General features: G+C 31.1%; 18 protein-coding genes, 1 pseudogene and 1 riboswitch. Of the genes and pseudogenes, 10 read left to right on the top strand and 9 right to left on the bottom strand.

The window, feature by feature from the left end:
• Window positions 1-13: 13 nt before the first annotated feature.
• Window positions 14-1,102 carry a transcription termination factor NusA gene (nusA, locus tag AJN69_RS05665; RefSeq protein ID WP_070287953.1) on the bottom strand — a complete coding sequence of 363 codons (1,089 nt, stop codon included), beginning with the start codon at window positions 1,100-1,102 and terminating at the stop codon, window positions 14-16.
• A gap of 126 nt (window positions 1,103-1,228) precedes the next feature.
• On the opposite strand from nusA, the gene AJN69_RS05660 reads away from it, so the two are divergent.
• Genes AJN69_RS05660 through AJN69_RS05635 form a run of 6 tightly spaced genes read left to right on the top strand, consistent with a single transcriptional unit; the run spans window position 1,229 to window position 5,375 of the window.
• A complete protein-coding gene (locus AJN69_RS05660; protein WP_002851103.1) occupies window positions 1,229-1,471 on the top strand; it encodes an HP0268 family nuclease in 243 nt (80 codons plus the stop codon).
• Window positions 1,468-2,769: a tRNA (N6-isopentenyl adenosine(37)-C2)-methylthiotransferase MiaB gene (gene miaB / locus AJN69_RS05655; RefSeq protein ID WP_070287951.1), complete on the top strand. Its 1,302-nt coding sequence runs from the start codon at window positions 1,468-1,470 to the stop codon at window positions 2,767-2,769. Before AJN69_RS05660 ends, miaB begins: the two co-directional genes overlap by 4 nt.
• On the top strand, window positions 2,753-3,382 hold the full coding sequence (locus AJN69_RS05650) for a lysophospholipid acyltransferase family protein (protein ID WP_002891782.1): 630 nt from the start codon (window positions 2,753-2,755) through the stop codon (window positions 3,380-3,382). Before miaB ends, AJN69_RS05650 begins: the two co-directional genes overlap by 17 nt.
• Before the next feature lies 1 nt (window position 3,383).
• Window positions 3,384-4,343, top strand: a complete 960-nt coding sequence (locus AJN69_RS05645; RefSeq protein ID WP_070287950.1) for a clan AA aspartic protease — start codon at window positions 3,384-3,386, stop codon at window positions 4,341-4,343.
• Window positions 4,340-4,867: a hypothetical protein gene (locus AJN69_RS05640; RefSeq protein WP_044779805.1), complete on the top strand. Its 528-nt coding sequence runs from the start codon at window positions 4,340-4,342 to the stop codon at window positions 4,865-4,867. Before AJN69_RS05645 ends, AJN69_RS05640 begins: the two co-directional genes overlap by 4 nt.
• Window positions 4,857-5,375 carry a hypothetical protein gene (locus tag AJN69_RS05635; protein ID WP_002868197.1) on the top strand — a complete coding sequence of 173 codons (519 nt, stop codon included), beginning with the start codon at window positions 4,857-4,859 and terminating at the stop codon, window positions 5,373-5,375. Before AJN69_RS05640 ends, AJN69_RS05635 begins: the two co-directional genes overlap by 11 nt.
• On the opposite strand, the gene thiC is transcribed toward AJN69_RS05635, so the two are convergent.
• From thiC to rpe, 3 genes are all read right to left on the bottom strand, one after another.
• A complete protein-coding gene (gene thiC, locus AJN69_RS05630; RefSeq protein ID WP_070210021.1) occupies window positions 5,367-6,659 on the bottom strand; it encodes a phosphomethylpyrimidine synthase ThiC in 1,293 nt (430 codons plus the stop codon). The genes AJN69_RS05635 and thiC overlap by 9 nt on opposite strands.
• Window positions 6,660-6,715: 56 nt before the next feature.
• Window positions 6,716-6,820, bottom strand: a riboswitch (TPP riboswitch).
• A 21-nt stretch (window positions 6,821-6,841) separates the two neighbouring features.
• A complete protein-coding gene (locus tag AJN69_RS05625) occupies window positions 6,842-7,603 on the bottom strand; it encodes a 3'-5' exonuclease (protein WP_002938030.1) in 762 nt (253 codons plus the stop codon).
• Window positions 7,600-8,247: a ribulose-phosphate 3-epimerase gene (gene rpe / locus AJN69_RS05620; RefSeq protein ID WP_002857466.1), complete on the bottom strand. Its 648-nt coding sequence runs from the start codon at window positions 8,245-8,247 to the stop codon at window positions 7,600-7,602. Before rpe ends, AJN69_RS05625 begins: the two co-directional genes overlap by 4 nt.
• A gap of 139 nt (window positions 8,248-8,386) precedes the next feature.
• Between rpe and rpmB the strand changes: the two genes are divergently transcribed.
• From rpmB to AJN69_RS10635, 4 genes and pseudogenes are all read left to right on the top strand, one after another.
• The gene (rpmB, locus tag AJN69_RS05615; RefSeq protein WP_002854974.1) at window positions 8,387-8,581 is read left to right on the top strand and encodes a 50S ribosomal protein L28; all 195 of its coding nucleotides are present in this window, start codon (window positions 8,387-8,389) and stop codon (window positions 8,579-8,581) included.
• Window positions 8,582-8,765: 184 nt separating this feature from the next.
• Complete coding sequence (locus AJN69_RS05610; protein WP_070210020.1) at window positions 8,766-8,981, top strand: YdcH family protein; 216 nt, start codon at window positions 8,766-8,768, stop codon at window positions 8,979-8,981.
• Between the two features lie 420 nt (window positions 8,982-9,401).
• A pseudogene (locus AJN69_RS10640) lies at window positions 9,402-9,650 on the top strand (methyl-accepting chemotaxis protein); the annotation flags it as partial.
• Between the two features lie 3 nt (window positions 9,651-9,653).
• Window positions 9,654-10,088, top strand: a complete 435-nt coding sequence (locus AJN69_RS10635) for a CZB domain-containing protein (protein WP_370651196.1) — start codon at window positions 9,654-9,656, stop codon at window positions 10,086-10,088.
• 30 nt (window positions 10,089-10,118) lie between these two features.
• Here the strand turns inward: AJN69_RS10635 and AJN69_RS05600 are convergent, their stop codons facing one another.
• The 5 genes from AJN69_RS05600 to acpP all read right to left on the bottom strand — a co-directional run bounded on the left by AJN69_RS05600 (window position 10,119) and on the right by acpP (window position 15,418).
• On the bottom strand, window positions 10,119-10,715 hold the full coding sequence (locus AJN69_RS05600; RefSeq protein WP_002920998.1) for an NUDIX domain-containing protein: 597 nt from the start codon (window positions 10,713-10,715) through the stop codon (window positions 10,119-10,121).
• A gap of 81 nt (window positions 10,716-10,796) precedes the next feature.
• The gene (locus tag AJN69_RS05595; RefSeq protein ID WP_053872261.1) at window positions 10,797-12,869 is read right to left on the bottom strand and encodes a TonB-dependent receptor domain-containing protein; all 2,073 of its coding nucleotides are present in this window, start codon (window positions 12,867-12,869) and stop codon (window positions 10,797-10,799) included.
• A gap of 135 nt (window positions 12,870-13,004) precedes the next feature.
• Entirely contained in the window at window positions 13,005-13,943 is a 939-nt protein-coding gene (locus tag AJN69_RS05590) for an acetyl-CoA carboxylase carboxyltransferase subunit alpha (RefSeq protein WP_044261650.1), read from the bottom strand.
• A 1-nt stretch (window position 13,944) separates the two neighbouring features.
• On the bottom strand, window positions 13,945-15,159 hold the full coding sequence (locus tag AJN69_RS05585; protein WP_044778827.1) for a beta-ketoacyl-ACP synthase II: 1,215 nt from the start codon (window positions 15,157-15,159) through the stop codon (window positions 13,945-13,947).
• 25 nt (window positions 15,160-15,184) lie between these two features.
• Window positions 15,185-15,418: an acyl carrier protein gene (acpP, locus tag AJN69_RS05580; RefSeq protein WP_002854831.1), complete on the bottom strand. Its 234-nt coding sequence runs from the start codon at window positions 15,416-15,418 to the stop codon at window positions 15,185-15,187.
• Between the last annotated feature and the right edge of the window lie 15 nt (window positions 15,419-15,433).

Raw genomic sequence — 15,433 nt, 5'->3', positions numbered from 1 at the left:
ATTCACAAATATTTTAAATTTTAAACAAATCTTGAAGATTTTTCATTGCTTCTTCATTACTGATGGCATTATTTAGCTGCGATGAGCTTAATTCATTGAGCTCTATTTCATAACCACTTAACATAGAAGCAAGGCGAATATTAATACCATTTTTTCCTATAGCTTTACTTTTTTGTTCGCTATTTAAACTTACAATAGCTTTTTTATCTTCAATTTTTACAGAATTTACAATAGCAGGAGCTAAGGCACGAGAAATTAAAATTTCACTCTCATTTGTAAATTCTATACAATCAATATTTTCATTATGAAGCTCTTTGCTTACTGCATTAATTCTTACACCTTTAACACCTACTGTAGCACCTACAGGATCGATATTTGCTCCATTGGCCTGAAGAATGATTTTTGCTCTTTCACCTGGAATTCTAGCACATCCTATAATATTGACATAACCATCTTTGATTTCTGGAACCTCAGCTTCAAGTAAACATTCTAAAAATTTAGGACTTGTACGACTAAGCTCGATTTTAATACCCTTATCTGTATAAACACGGCGTATCACCGATTTTACCACATCACCTATTTTAAACTTTTCCCCTTTAATGCGATTTTTTCTTGGCAAAAAAGCTCTTAATTCATCTATTTCAATAAAAGTATTTTCTTCATTATCCACTCTAACAACTGTACCAAAAACCATTTGCCCTACTTTGTTTTTATATTTTTCAAAAATAGTTTGTTCTAATAATTTTTGTATATGATATTCAAGTTCTTTATGCAAGGTATTTACCGCAGTTCTTCCTAAATTTTCCAAAGAACATTCATAAGTTAATTCATCTCCTATTTCAACATCTGGAGCTTCTGATTTTGCCTTACTTAACGCGATAAAACTCTCACTTTTATTTTGTAATCTCTCGTCATTGTCTGCTACTATGGTAATTTTTTGATAAAGATTTAAATTTTTAGGATCCACAAAAAACTCATATTCTTGTCCATAAATTCTTTTTGCAGTATTGATTAAAGCGGTAGCTACCTTTTCTCTTACATTCTCTAAGTTTAAATTTTTTTCATTAGCAATAGATTCGATAATATCTGCTATCTTTTCCATATTTTATAAAACCTTTTTTGTGGGAAATTTAAAAATGTAGATAAAAATTATATCCTTAATAAGTTTAATTAAAAGTAAAATTTGCTAAAATTATAGATTAAAATGAAAATTCTTAAGGATTTAGCTATGGAATTAAAATTGGCAAGAACTTTGATTAATGAAAAACCTAAAAATATTAGCCTAGAAAAAATCGAAGAGGCTATAGAAAAAGAAGGACAAAAGTTTTTTTATTTTGATAAAGATAATACACACAAACAACTCATTGCCCTTGTAAATCATTTTGAAAAAAAAGGAGTAAGCATTTATCATAGAACCGTAAAATACGGACTTGATGATAATGATTTTATGTATGAGGTACATATTCTTTGAGTGCTAAAAAACTTTTTATCCAAACTTTAGGTTGTGCGATGAATGTTAGAGATTCTGAGCATATGATCGCAGAATTAACACAAAAAGAAAATTACGCACTAACAGAAGATATCAAAGAAGCAGATCTTATTCTTATCAATACCTGTTCAGTGCGTGAAAAACCTGTGCATAAACTTTTCTCAGAAGTGGGTGGCTTTGAAAAAGTTAAAAAAGAAGGTGCTAAAATAGGAGTTTGTGGATGCACTGCATCACATTTGGGAAATGAAATTTTCAAACGTGCTCCTTATGTGGATTTTGTTCTAGGGGCAAGAAATATTTCCAAAATCACTCAAGCTATAAAAACTCCAAAATTTATGGGGGTGGACATAGACTATGATGAAAGTGAATTTGCTTTTGCAGATTTTAGAAATAGTATTTATAAATCCTATATTAATATCTCCATAGGTTGTGATAAACACTGCACTTATTGTATAGTGCCACATACTAGAGGAGATGAAATTTCCATACCTTTTAATATTATCTATAAAGAAGCTCAAAAAGCCGTTGAAAAAGGCGCTAAAGAGATTTTCTTGCTAGGACAAAATGTCAATAACTACGGCAAAAGATTTAGAAACGAACATAAAAAAATAGACTTTTCAGATCTTTTAGAAGAACTTAGCACTATAGAAGGTTTGGAACGCATTCGCTTTACAAGTCCACATCCTTTGCATATGGATGATAAATTTTTAGAAGTTTTTGCCAATAATCCAAAAGTTTGCAAATCCATGCACATGCCTTTACAAAGCGGCTCAAGTGAAATTTTAAAATCTATGAAGCGTGGCTATACTAAAGAATGGTATTTAAATAGAGCCTTAAAACTTAGAGAACTTTGTCCAAATGTTAGCATTTCTACAGACATTATTGTAGCTTTTCCAGGGGAAAGTGAAAAAGATTTTGAAGAAACTATGGATGTTTTGGAAAAAGTGCGTTTTGAACAAATTTTTTCTTTTAAATACTCCAAACGCCCTTTAACAAAAGCCGCAACCATGCCTAATCAAATCGATGAAGAAACAGCTTCAAGAAGACTTAGCACCTTACAAAATCGTCATAGTGAAATTTTAGATGAAATTGTAAAAAAACAAGAAAATAAAACTTTTAAAGTTTTATTTGAAGAATTAAGAGCAGGCAATAGCATTGCTGGAAGAACAGATAATAATTTTTTAGTTCAAGTTGAAGGTAGCGAAGAACTTTTAGGGCAATTTAAAGAAGTAAAAATCACTAATGCAAAGCGTATGGTTTTATATGGGGAAATCGTTTAAAATCCATTGCTTAACATATATAATTTTCATCTTGCAATGGCTTATTTTTTTAAGCTGTAAAAAGCACTATAAAGGTGAAAAAGTTGACCGTAAAGCTAGTGTGATACTTTTTTGGCATGGAAAATTAGCACTCATGCCTTTTGCGTTTAGACATTATAGACAAAAAAATAAAAAAGCCTATGTCATGATCTCCCACCATAAAGATGGAGAACAAATTGCAAAAATCATCAAGCTTTTCGGTCTTGATACTGTAAGAGGAAGCACTTCAAGGGGTGCTAGCAGTGCACTTAGAGCTGCATTTAAAGTTTTAGAACAAAATGACGATATAGTTATCACGCCTGATGGTCCACGTGGGCCTTATCATAGTATTTCAGATGGTTCTATCATTTTGGCTCAAAAAAAAGAACTAAAGATAAGAATTTTAAACTATGAAGCAAATCGTTTTTGGGAATTTAAAAGTTGGGATAAGATGATCTTGCCAAAACCTTTTAGTAAGATTACTTATAGTCTAAGTGAACCTTTGGATATTTTATCTTTAGATAAAGAAAAAGCTAAAGAATTTCTAATGGAACAATTTGATAAAATTAGCTTAGCTGATCAATTCAAGGAATGAAATGTTATTTTTACTTAAAAAAATATTTCCACAACTTTTTATTAGTATTATTTTAGAAGATAAAAAAAATATTGTAAAAGCTTCTATTTACAGAGGAAATAAACTAATCAGTAGCAATGAAAAAACTTTTGATAAAAGTGAAAATTTATTAGAATACATAAAAAATTTAAGCAAGCATTTCTTATTTTACCACACTGCTTTATTTTTAGACGCCAAAGAACAAGGATTAATACCTAGTACAAATATTCAAGATTGTGAGCACTTTAATATAGGAAAAATCAGCTTACAGCATATTTTGTTTAATAATGCCCTTGTTTATACGGCTACCGAACATGTGGAATATTATAGCGAGCTTTTTGAAGAATATAGAGGTTTAGATTTTTTATATTCCCCTTTTGCTCTTCTTTACTACAATATACAAAAAGAAAAACAGCCTGATGATCAAAATTTACTTTATGGATTTAAGCAAGGACATCTTTTGGCAATTATTGTTGCCAAAGGCAATACTATCTTATACGGTGATTTTAAAATATTTGAGCAAGAATTAGGTTTAGAGCTTGAACTTCCATCAGAAGATAATCAAGAAATTGAAAACAACAACGATGTTACCGAAGTTACCTTAGATAACTTCAATGAAGCCTTAAATAGTAAATTTGACCTACTTGATCAAGAAAATAATCTTGAAACTTTGGATAATAATGATAATTTTAATCTTGATGAATTAAATCAATTTAGCAATGATATGGAACTTTGTCGTTATATTATTACGAGCATTGAAAAATTTTATAATGATGATAAATATGCTGGGGTATTTATCAATGGTATTTTATTATATAGCGAATCAGATATTAACATAAGTGCTATTGATTTTTTAGAAAGTGAAACTTTTTTAGAGATAAAAACGAAACAAATCAACACCTTAGATCTTATGATAGAATTGATGCAAAAGGAGCTTAAATGACTTATAGCTTCATACAGCCAAGAAAAAAACCTATTTTCACACTCTTTGATAAAATTTGGCTAGGACTTTTTGGTTTTAGTATATTATTTATCTTGCTAGTATATTTTACATATACAATAAAAATTGCATTAATCAATAGCTCTATCGATGATGAAAAACAACAAGTTATAGTACTTCAAAATCAAACTAAGCAAAATGAAATGCTTTATGAAATTTTATTCGATCAAAGCCAAATAGCGAAAAATTTTAACACTCAAAATCAAATTATTAAAGAAAGCTTAAGAAATCTATTTGATATTATTGTAAAAACTGATAATATTACTCTTGAAAGTGTTGAACAAGACGAATATTCCTTAAAACTTATCGGAGTCACTCCTACAAGAGAAATGTTTACTCTACTTTTAGAAACCCCTTTAAAAAGCATCTTTGATCAAAGCTATACAACCTATTATCGCTTAGATAATGGGTGGTATCGTTTTGTTAGTATTAGTAAACAAATTCCAGGAGTTGCAGATGAAAGATAAAAGTCTAGAAGAAATTGATTTATTAAAGCTTATCATTTGCGCGTTAAGTTTTATAAGCGTTTGCACAGCCTTGATCTTATTTTTACTTTTACCGACATTAAAAAACTACAAACAAGCAAATCTTAGAGAAAACTCACAACTTGCTATCTTAAAAGCCGCTAAATCAAAATTTGACTTTAGTGAAGATAAAATATCAACTCTAAGAAGCGAAAACAACAAAAGTTTAGAGCAATTTGAGCAAAATTTTAATATAGGAAATTTTGATATTTTTTTACAAAAATATTTTCAAAACGTAAAAATTCAAGAAACTAAGCCCGAAAAACAAGAAAAATATCTAAAAAACCGCTTAGCCATTAAAGCGACAATGAACAATCCTAGAAGACTTTATGATTTTATTGATGCTCTAAAAAACTATAATAACTTAATCAAGCTTGATTATCCACTTAATCTTAAAGCAGGAGAGCAAGGTATCTCTATAGATCTTACTCTCAAAGTTTATTCAAGCTAAACTCACATCCTCGCCTTTTAAAATTTGATTCATAGTATTCATTGCACACATTTTTCCACACATGGAACATGAGTTTAAATCATCAGGGCGACGCTCATTAAACATTTTTTTGGCCTTTTCTCCATCAATAGCAAGTTTAAACATTTTCTCCCAATCTATCTCTTGTCTAGCCTTACTCATCTCATTATCTCTTGATCTTTCTTTTGGAAGTTTAGCTATATCTCCTGCATGAGCTGCAATTTTAGTCGCAACTATACCCTCTCTAACATCTTCTAAATTTGGAAGTCTTAAGTGTTCAGCAGGTGTTACATAGCACAGCATATCAGCACCGCTAGCTGCAGCCACAGCTCCTCCAATAGCACCACTAATATGATCATACCCTGCGCCAATATCTGTTACCAAAGGTCCTAAGACATAAAAAGGCGCTCCTTTGCATAAACGCTTTTCTAATTGCATATTTGCCTCTATTTCATTAATAGCCATATGCCCTGGACCTTCTATCATTACTTGAACCCCAACATCCCAAGCCCTTTGGGTAAGAAGCGATAATTCTATAAGCTCTGAAATTTGCGCCCCATCACTTGCATCGTGAGTAGAGCCAGGACGCAAAGCATCGCCCAAAGATAAAGTTACATCGTATTTTAAACAAATGTCAAGCAAATCATCATAATACTCAAAAAAAGGATTTTCAGCATCCTTCATCATCATCCAAGCATAAAGCACAGAGCCTCCTCTTGAAACTATATTTGTAAGTCTTTTACTTTGTTTAAAAATATGCGCTGCGCGAGAATTAATACCTGCATGAATTGTCATAAAATCAACCCCACTTTTAGCATGATGATATACAACATCTAAAAAGTCTTTAGCACCAATTTGTTTTAAATCTTTTTCTAAAAATCCTACCGCATCATATACAGGAACTGTTCCTATCATAGCTTTTGAAACATTAACAAGCTCGTCTCTAAAACGACTTGTTTTGCCATAATTGCTTAAGTCCATAATCGCTTCTATATCAAATTTATGAGCGAGCTCTACTTTTTTCATTTCCTCGCTATAATCAACGCAATCATTTGAAACTCCTAAATTTACATTAACCTTAGTACGCAGTCCAAAACCTATACCATTTGGATCAAGACTTTTATGATTAATATTTGCAGGGATAATAATTTTACCGCAAGCAATATTTTCAAGCAAAAAATCTTTACTTAAATTTTCTTTTTGTGCAACAATCTGCATTTCTTTAGTAAAAACACCTTGTTTGGCATAATTCATTTGAGTTTTCATAAATTTATCCTTTAAAAAATTTGGATAAATGAAGGGTGAGTATAAATTTTTAAAGTATTGAAATTTATAAATCTTCCCGACGCTGGCATTATCCAGATCCGGTTCGGTCTAAGCTTTTAGCTTACTCTCAGCCTGTTACACAAGCTCCCGTCATTTATGTTTTAATTATACACTTTAAATATTTATTTTTGCTTTATGCGTGCAGTCTTTGTAAAATTTATAAGTTCTTCTGTAGTTTTTATATGATAAGGAAGTTTTCCAAGGCAATATTTAAAAATTTCAGCAGCTGCTAAAGCATCATCTAAGGCCCTATGATGCGTATTTTCCACGCCCAGAAATTCTTTCAAAACCTCTAGTTTATATTTTGGACTTTCTATACAACATTGTGCAAATTCTATAGTGCAAATACGACGATTAAGCAAAATGCCAAAACCACACTCATTTAAAGCCTTAGAAATAAAACTATAATCAAAACGCACATTATGCGCTACAAAAATACTGTCTTTTAAAAAAAGCCTAAAATCACTTAAAACCTTTGCTAAACTTGGAGCATTTTCCACCATCTCATAAGTAATACCCGTAAGTTCGGTTATATTTTCTGGAATTTCTTTTACTTTAACAAAACTTTGAAAGCGTCCAATTTCTTTAGAATTTTGAATTTTTACTGCTCCAATTTCTAAAATTTCCCCCTTACTTACGCCGCCAGTACTTTCTATATCTACTATGCAAAAAATTTCATCTTTAATTTTTGTTGTGCGTGTTTTAAGGATAAAAATATTATCTTTATTCAAAGTTAAGCCCAAACCCAAAAGCTCAAAAGTTTCCAAATCTAAATCAAAATTTTTTAATTCTTCAACTTTGGCAAACTCTTGCATCACCCAATCATAAGGCTTGCTTTGCTTGTTTAATATAGAAATAATCTGATCAATTTGCTGTAAACTCAAAATTCAAGCTTTAAAGATGAAATTGCAGTTTTATAATCATTAGAAGAAAAAATATAACTTCCAGCCACCAAAATATCAGCTCCGGATTCCTCTAAATCGCTAGCATTTAAACCATTAACACCACCATCAACCTCTATAAAAACTTTAGCATTTTTTTTATCAATCATTTGGCGCAATTCTTTGATTTTTTCATGTACCAAAGGTAAAAATTTTTGTCCACCAAATCCAGGATTAACACTCATTAAAAGTACCATATCTACAAATTCTAGCATGTGTTTAATAGAATCAATAGAAGTGTGTGGATTTAAAACAATAGCAGGATGGATTCCTTGACTTCTTATATATTCACAAAGTCTTATAGGATGAACTTCGCTTTCTATATGAAAAGAAATAAATTTTGGTTTCAAAGGGATAAAAAGATCTATAAATTTACTTACATCTTTAACCATCAAATGCACATCTAATGGCAACTTACTAATAGTTGAAATTTTTTCGATCACGCAAGGTCCAAAAGTCAAATTTGGAACAAAGTGTCCATCCATTACATCAATATGTAAAAGATCCGCACCTGCAGCTTCAATAGCTTTAACTTCTTCTTCTAATTTCAAAAAATTTGCAGACAATAAACTTGGAGCTACATACATGATCAAAACCTTAAACTATATATAAATGTGATAAATAATATTTTATCGACTTATATATTAAAAAAACTATAAATTATGGAATATTTTAAGCTTAATTTTGATAGAATCTTCATTTAAAAATTTTCATAAGGACAAGAAAATGGCAAGAGTATGTCAAATCACAGGCAAGGGTCCAATGGTGGGTAATAATGTCAGCCATGCTAACAATAAAACAAAAAGACGCTTTTTACCTAATCTCAGAACAGTTCGTGTAACTTTAGAAGATGGCACCACGAGAAAAATGAGAATTGCAGCTTCTACTCTAAGAACTCTAAAAAAACAAAATTCTAAATAATTTTGAGGATTTATTCCTCAATTTTAAAATTTCCAATTTAAAAATAAACTTTAATAAATCACTTATATAACACACATTTAAAAATTATTATTAATTTTATTATTTTTTAAGCCAAAAATATCTTTTAATAGTGTAAAATACCTTGTTAAATGAATTTTAAATTTCACTAATACAAGGAGAGTTTATGCTACATGAATATAGAGAATTAATGTCAGAGCTAAAAGGTAAAGATGCTCATTTTGATAAACTATTTGATCGTCATAATAAACTTGATGACATGATTAAAGATGCAGAAGAAGGTAGAACTTCTCTTAGCAGCATGGAAATTTCAACCTTAAAAAAAGAAAAGCTTCATGTAAAAGATGAACTTAGCCAATATCTAGCAAATTATAAAAAATAAGGCAAAACAATGTTTGGAAGTAAAATAAACCATTCTGATCTTCAAAAACTTGAAGAAGAAAATAAAAATCTTACACATAAAATTGAAAAATTTCAATCGGAAAATTTAGAATTAAAAAATAAAATTGCATCATTAGAACAAGCGGCTTTGGAATCTAAACTTAAAACAGATCTTTTAAATGTTTTATTAACTGGGGTATTAAAAAATATCACTATTGTTCAAGGCGACATGTTAGAAAATGTAAATAAAGCAGAAGTTATCTCTAGTTATTCTAAAACTTCTCTTGCTGAAATGGATGAACTTAACCATATTGCTAATTCTATCAATGCTTCCTTAGGGGATATTACAGAATCAGCCAATAAAACAAGAGATGTTGCAGGAACATTGCATAGAAGTGTAGATGAAATTACTAATGTAATTAATCTAATTAAAGATGTTTCCGATCAAACCAATCTTTTAGCTCTTAACGCTGCCATAGAAGCTGCACGCGCAGGTGAACATGGGCGTGGTTTTGCTGTTGTTGCCGATGAAGTAAGAAAACTAGCTGAAAAAACACAAAAAGCAACCACAGAAGTTGAAATGAATATCAACCTTCTAAAGCAAAATGCAAATGAAATGTATACTCAAAGTGAGCAAGTTGAAAAAATTTCTATAGATTCTAATGCTCATATTATGAGTTTTTCCGAAAAATTTACCCACTTAGTAAATGAAGCGCATTCTACTAATTCAAATGCAGTTGGTATCGCTTCAGAAGCTTTCGTATCTTTAGCAAAACTAGATCATATAGCTTTTAAATTAAATGGTTATAAAGAAATTTTTTCCAAATCAGGAAAGCAATTAGCCGATCATACATCTTGTCGCTTAGGAAAATGGCTTGCTAGCACAGGAAAAGAAAGATTTGGGCAAAATAAAAGCTTCTTAAAAATTAACGAGCCACATGAAAAAGTTCATGAAAATATGAATAATGCTATAACAATAGCAAATACAGAAGATATTAGCAAAGATATTACTCAACACAGCATAATTAATAAATGCGAAGTTGCTGAAAATGCATCGCTTGATCTTTTCAATGTATTTAAAGAAATGCTTGATGAGTCAGATCATTAAATCCTAGGTTGAACCTTTTTAAGGTTTAACCTAAATAATCTTTAATTTTCCCCACTTCTCCTTTAAAAACCACATATAAGCAAAATCAAGCAAAGGCGTTCTTATCATATTTTTACATTTTTTTTCAAAATCCTGCACCTTAACATAAACAGCTTCAATCTCTTCATCATCAACTCCACCTCCAGAAGAAATTTTATCTTTTTCATCAACTTCTGCGAAATAAAAGCTTTGCTTGCTTACACCTGAACCAAACCCTGTATAAAAATCTCCTATTTTTTCTAAATTTTTAGGAGCATATCCTAGTTCTTCTATACATTCTTCTTTTGCTATTTCCTCTAAAGATAATTTTTTATCCACAAGCCCAGAACAAAGCTCTATAGTATAGCCCATATTATCATCTTTTACATAATCTTTATCATGCATTTGATGATACCAAAGTGGTATACGAAATTGGCGTACAAAAATAAAACTTTCTAATTCTTTATGATATAAAAGCACTGAAACACTATCTTTAGATTCTATAAAATCCCAAGTACAAAACTTACCATTACTTTCATAAGCAAATCTCTTAGGCTTAATATAATTTGATTTTTCAAAAGAAAGTTCTTTTAAATTTTTAAACGCCATAATAAAACCTTTATTTATTTTTCACATTGTACTTTATTTTTGCTTTTTTGAAAATATAAAGGTGATTAAAGCCTTAAAAAATTAAAAATCATATTTATAACTCAACCAAAAACTCCTTCCTTCTGTATAGTCTTGATAACGATTTGCATATCCAGCAGGATTAGCCCCATCCCATTTAGTAACTTGAGGATCGAAGAAATTTTTATCAAAAAGATTTTGCACTGCAAAACTTAAGCTAGATTGCTTATTAATTTTATAATTTATCCCTAAATCCACTATATAAAAAGGCTTATATTTTTGCCATGGCAAACTACCATTACCGCCACCTTTTGCTTTAGCTATAGTATCAAGTCTTGCTCGTGTTTTTATATAGGAACTAAATTTACCTCGCTCATAGTTTAATTTTAACATTGCTATATGTCTTGGTAAATTTTCTATTCTATCACCGCCAAACCAATTTTTTTGACCATCTTTGTAGCGATTATCCATAAAAGTATAACTTGAATTTAGGCTAAAACCATTGTAAGTTTTAGTATTAAATGCAAATTCTATACCTTTAGTCTGTGTTTTTCCAAGATTAATAGGACGAGTACAAACAGTATTATTATCGCAATTAATACCATTTAATGAGCCTGTTAAATCTTCACTACTGATTTGATTTGTAAAATCAGTAATAAATCCTGTAATAGAATAATGTGCAAAATCAAATACCCTAAAATCAACACCCAATTCATAATTTATACTTTCTTCTGGTTTTAAGTTAGGGTTTCCAAAATAAGCATTATTATTGGCATAATTATAATATCCATTTGTCAACTGCTTGGCAGCAGGAGTTTTATAGCCTTTTGAAACACCTCCTTTCAAGGCTATATTATCATTTAAGTGATAAACCAAATAAACCCTAGGCGTAAATTCAGAATCAAACAAATCGCTATAAATATAACGCAAACCTGTAGTAAAAATCAAATCATCTGTTATAAAATACTCATTTTCCCCATAAAGCGCAACCGTGGTTTGATCAAGATTTTTACCTCTTATTTGACTACCTGCGCTTGCTTGATCATTTTTTAACATCTCATAATCAATCCTTGCACCAAAGGTATTTACTAAATTACCGTACTGACCTAAATTCCAAGGTAAAACAACCTTACCTTCTCCTACCCAAATTTGGCTATGTAGCTCCTTATCCTTAGTGCTACCATATTGTAAATATGAGTTAGTTGAACCAAAATCATAGTTACCATCATGATTTAAAACAATATTATCCTTAAAAAGTTGTCTTTCACTTTTAATAGCCCTACTACTTGTAGAATTCACTGAAATTTCATTAATATATCGTTCTATATCAAAATATATATTATTTTTATCATCTACTGTCCAATTAAGCCTAGAACCAAAACCTAAACTAGTAAAAGCACCTGGACTATGGCTAGCAATTTGATAATTATCAGGTCTTTGTTGACTACTATTCCAAACCGGTGTAGGCCATTTTAAATCAGAAGCTGCCTTATCATAATACTTCAACCTTACAGAAATTGATAATGCATCTTCAATCAAAGGAGTTGCCACATAAGCGTTAAATCCCCCAGCATTGCCATAGTGATTAGAGTGCTGTTGCAAAAGAGTGTTAAATTCTATATTTGCCTCAGTCTTATCAGGATTTTTCTTAGTGATAATATTTATCACACCGCCTACAGCATCACTGCCATAAAGTGTAGAAGCTGGACCACGTATAACCTCAATACGCTCTATCATAGACAAAGGTGGTAGATATCCTGATTCACTGCCACTAAAACCATTATCATAAAACCCATTTGCAACACTTTGACGTTTTCCATCAATTAAAACTAGAGTATAAGAACTACCAAAACCTCGTATGCTAAAATCATAAGTGCCTGTTTTATTCATAGTCACATCTACACCTGGAATATCTCCTATAGCCTCCCCTATATCCTTAATTGGCTTTTTTTCAAGCTCTTCTTTTGTAATGATAGAAATACTAGCAGGCGCATCAACCAAATCTTGTTCAAAACCACTAGCACTAACCACAACATCATTAAGTTGATATTTTTCTTCTGCTTTTAACAAAGCTCCAGATAAAATTAAAAAACACAGTAAACTTTTTTTAAATTTTATATTTTTGATTTGAGTCAAATTAATTCCTTTAAAAAATAATTATTTTGATATTTAAAATCATTTTTGAAGTATAAAAAAAGAATACTTTTAATTAACTTAATTTTGATAATAATTATAGATAATAAAATTATTTAAAAAAAGTGAAGTAAAAGCTTAAGCCTCTTGGTAGGCTCCAAGCTTTAAAATTTTCTGCATACGATTTGCAGAAAGTTCTCGCGTATCAATATTTTCAAGTTCATTTAGAGATTTTTTTACATAATCAGCAATAGCTACTGCTGCAGCTTCTTTATTACGATGTGCACCATTTGTAGGCTCATCTATAACATCATCAATTAAACCTTGAGATTTTAAATCATCAGCCGTTACCTTCATAGCCTTGGTTGCAGCTTCACTTTTTGCAGGATCATTCCAAAGTATTGCAGCACAACCTTCAGGAGAAATTACTGAAAAAACAGAATTTTTCATCATTGCAAGTCTATCTGCAACCCCTATAGCTAGCGCCCCACCGCTACCGCCTTCTCCAATAACTATAGCAATGGTCGGTATTTTCAAATCACTTAATTCATATAAATTTCTAGCGATAGCTTCACTTTGCCCTCTTTCTTCAGCACCTACACCAGGATAAGCACCCGGAGTATCTATTAAAAATAAGATAGGAATTTGGAACTTCTCTGCAAGTCTTGCTACCCTTAAAGCTTTACGATAACCTTCAGGATGTGGCATACCAAAATTTCTAGCGATTTTATCTTTTGTTCCACGCCCTTTTTGCTCGCCAATTACAATTATTTTTTTCTCTCCTAAATAACCCATAAAACAAACAATAGCAGGATCATCTCTAAAAGCACGGTCACCATGTATTTCGTGAGCATCGTTTAAAATAAGTTCAATATAATCAAGAGCGTAAGGACGATCTGGATGGCGTGCTAATTGCAAACGTTGAAAATCGCTTAAATTTTTATAAGTTTTAGAAATTTCTTTTTCAAGATTTTTCTTTAAAATCGATACAGCTTCAGTATCTCCTTTAATCTGAGCGTTGATAATATCCTCATCAATTTGCTGAATATTTTTTTCAAAATCTAAATAAGAAGCCATATTAATCTACTTTTTTAAATACAACACAGCCATTTGTGCCACCAAAACCAAAAGAATTACTCATTGCCACTTTTAAATCTGATTTTCTTGATATATTTGGAACATAATCAAGATCACATTCCTCATCTTTTACAAGCTGATTGATTGTAGGTGGAACTACCCCATCTCTTAAAGCCATAACACTGATAACTGCTTCAATTGCACCTGCAGCGCCTAAGCAATGACCTGTTTGTCCTTTTGTGGAACTTACAAGTGGGATATTATTACCAAAAAGCTCTTTAATTGCTGCTGTTTCATTTTTATCATTTACAGGAGTTGAAGTTCCATGTGCATTGATATAATCTACCTTTGGATTCCCTGCCATATTTAAAGCTTTTTTCATAGCTCTTAAAGGTCCATCTAAAGTTGGTGAAGTAATATGATGTGCATCTGCACTTTCTCCAAATCCAATTAATTCAGCATAAATCGTAGCACCACGTTTTTTAGCCTCTTCATATTCCTCAAAAACTAAAGCTCCAGCACCTTCTCCCATAACAAAACCATCTCTTTCTTTGTCAAATGGTCTTGAAGCATGCTGTGGATCTTCATTTCTGGTTGATAAAGCTTTCATTGAAGCAAAACCACCTATACCCACAGGACAAATAGCGGCTTCTGCACCTATAACTAACATTTTTTTGGCATTTCCTAAAGCTATACTTTTGTAAGCTTCTCCTATAGCATGGGTTCCTGCTGCACAAGCTGTAACACAAGAAATATTTGGCCCTTTAAGTCCATGCTCTATAGAAATCAAACCTCCTAACATATTTACAAGTGCTGAAGGTATGAAAAAAGGGGAAATTTTACGCGGACCTCGCTCGGAACAAATAATGGAATTTTTTTCTATGTTAGGCAAACCTCCGATACCAGCAGCCGAAACAATACCAAATTCTTCTTTGTCTAATTCTTCGCTAAATCCAGCATCCTGCATTGCTTCTCTTGCTGCTTTAATTCCAAGCTGTATGAAACGGTCAATCTTTTTTACTTCTTTGCCATCAACAACCTCTAATGGATCAAAATTCTTAACTTCAGCTGCAATTTGAACAGGAAAATCTGTAGTATCAAAAAGAGTAATTTTGTTTACCCCACTTTCTCCATTGCAAATTGCCTTAAACGAACTTTCCTTATCTAAACCAAGGGCATTGATCATACCAATACCTGTAACTACAACTCTTTTCAAGAATAAGCTCCTTGCAAGAAAAAAATTATTTTTTTAGATTATCAATATAATTTACAACATCTTCAATTTTAATTAATTTTTCAGCATCACTATCTGGAATTTCTACTTCAAATTTTTCTTCTAAAGCCATAATAAGCTCTACAACATCTAAAGAATCAGCACCTAAATCTTCAATAATTTTTGATTCCATTTTAACTGCATCTGCATCAATGCTTAATTGCTCTACTACTACTGCTTTTACATCATCAAATGTTGCCATTTGTTCTCCTTCAAA

The sequence above is a fragment of the Campylobacter sp. BCW_4338 genome (genome assembly GCF_001763255.1).
GTDB classification, from domain to species: Bacteria; Campylobacterota; Campylobacteria; order Campylobacterales; family Campylobacteraceae; genus Campylobacter_D; species Campylobacter_D jejuni.
This window is presented reverse-complemented; position numbering and strand designations above follow the sequence as displayed.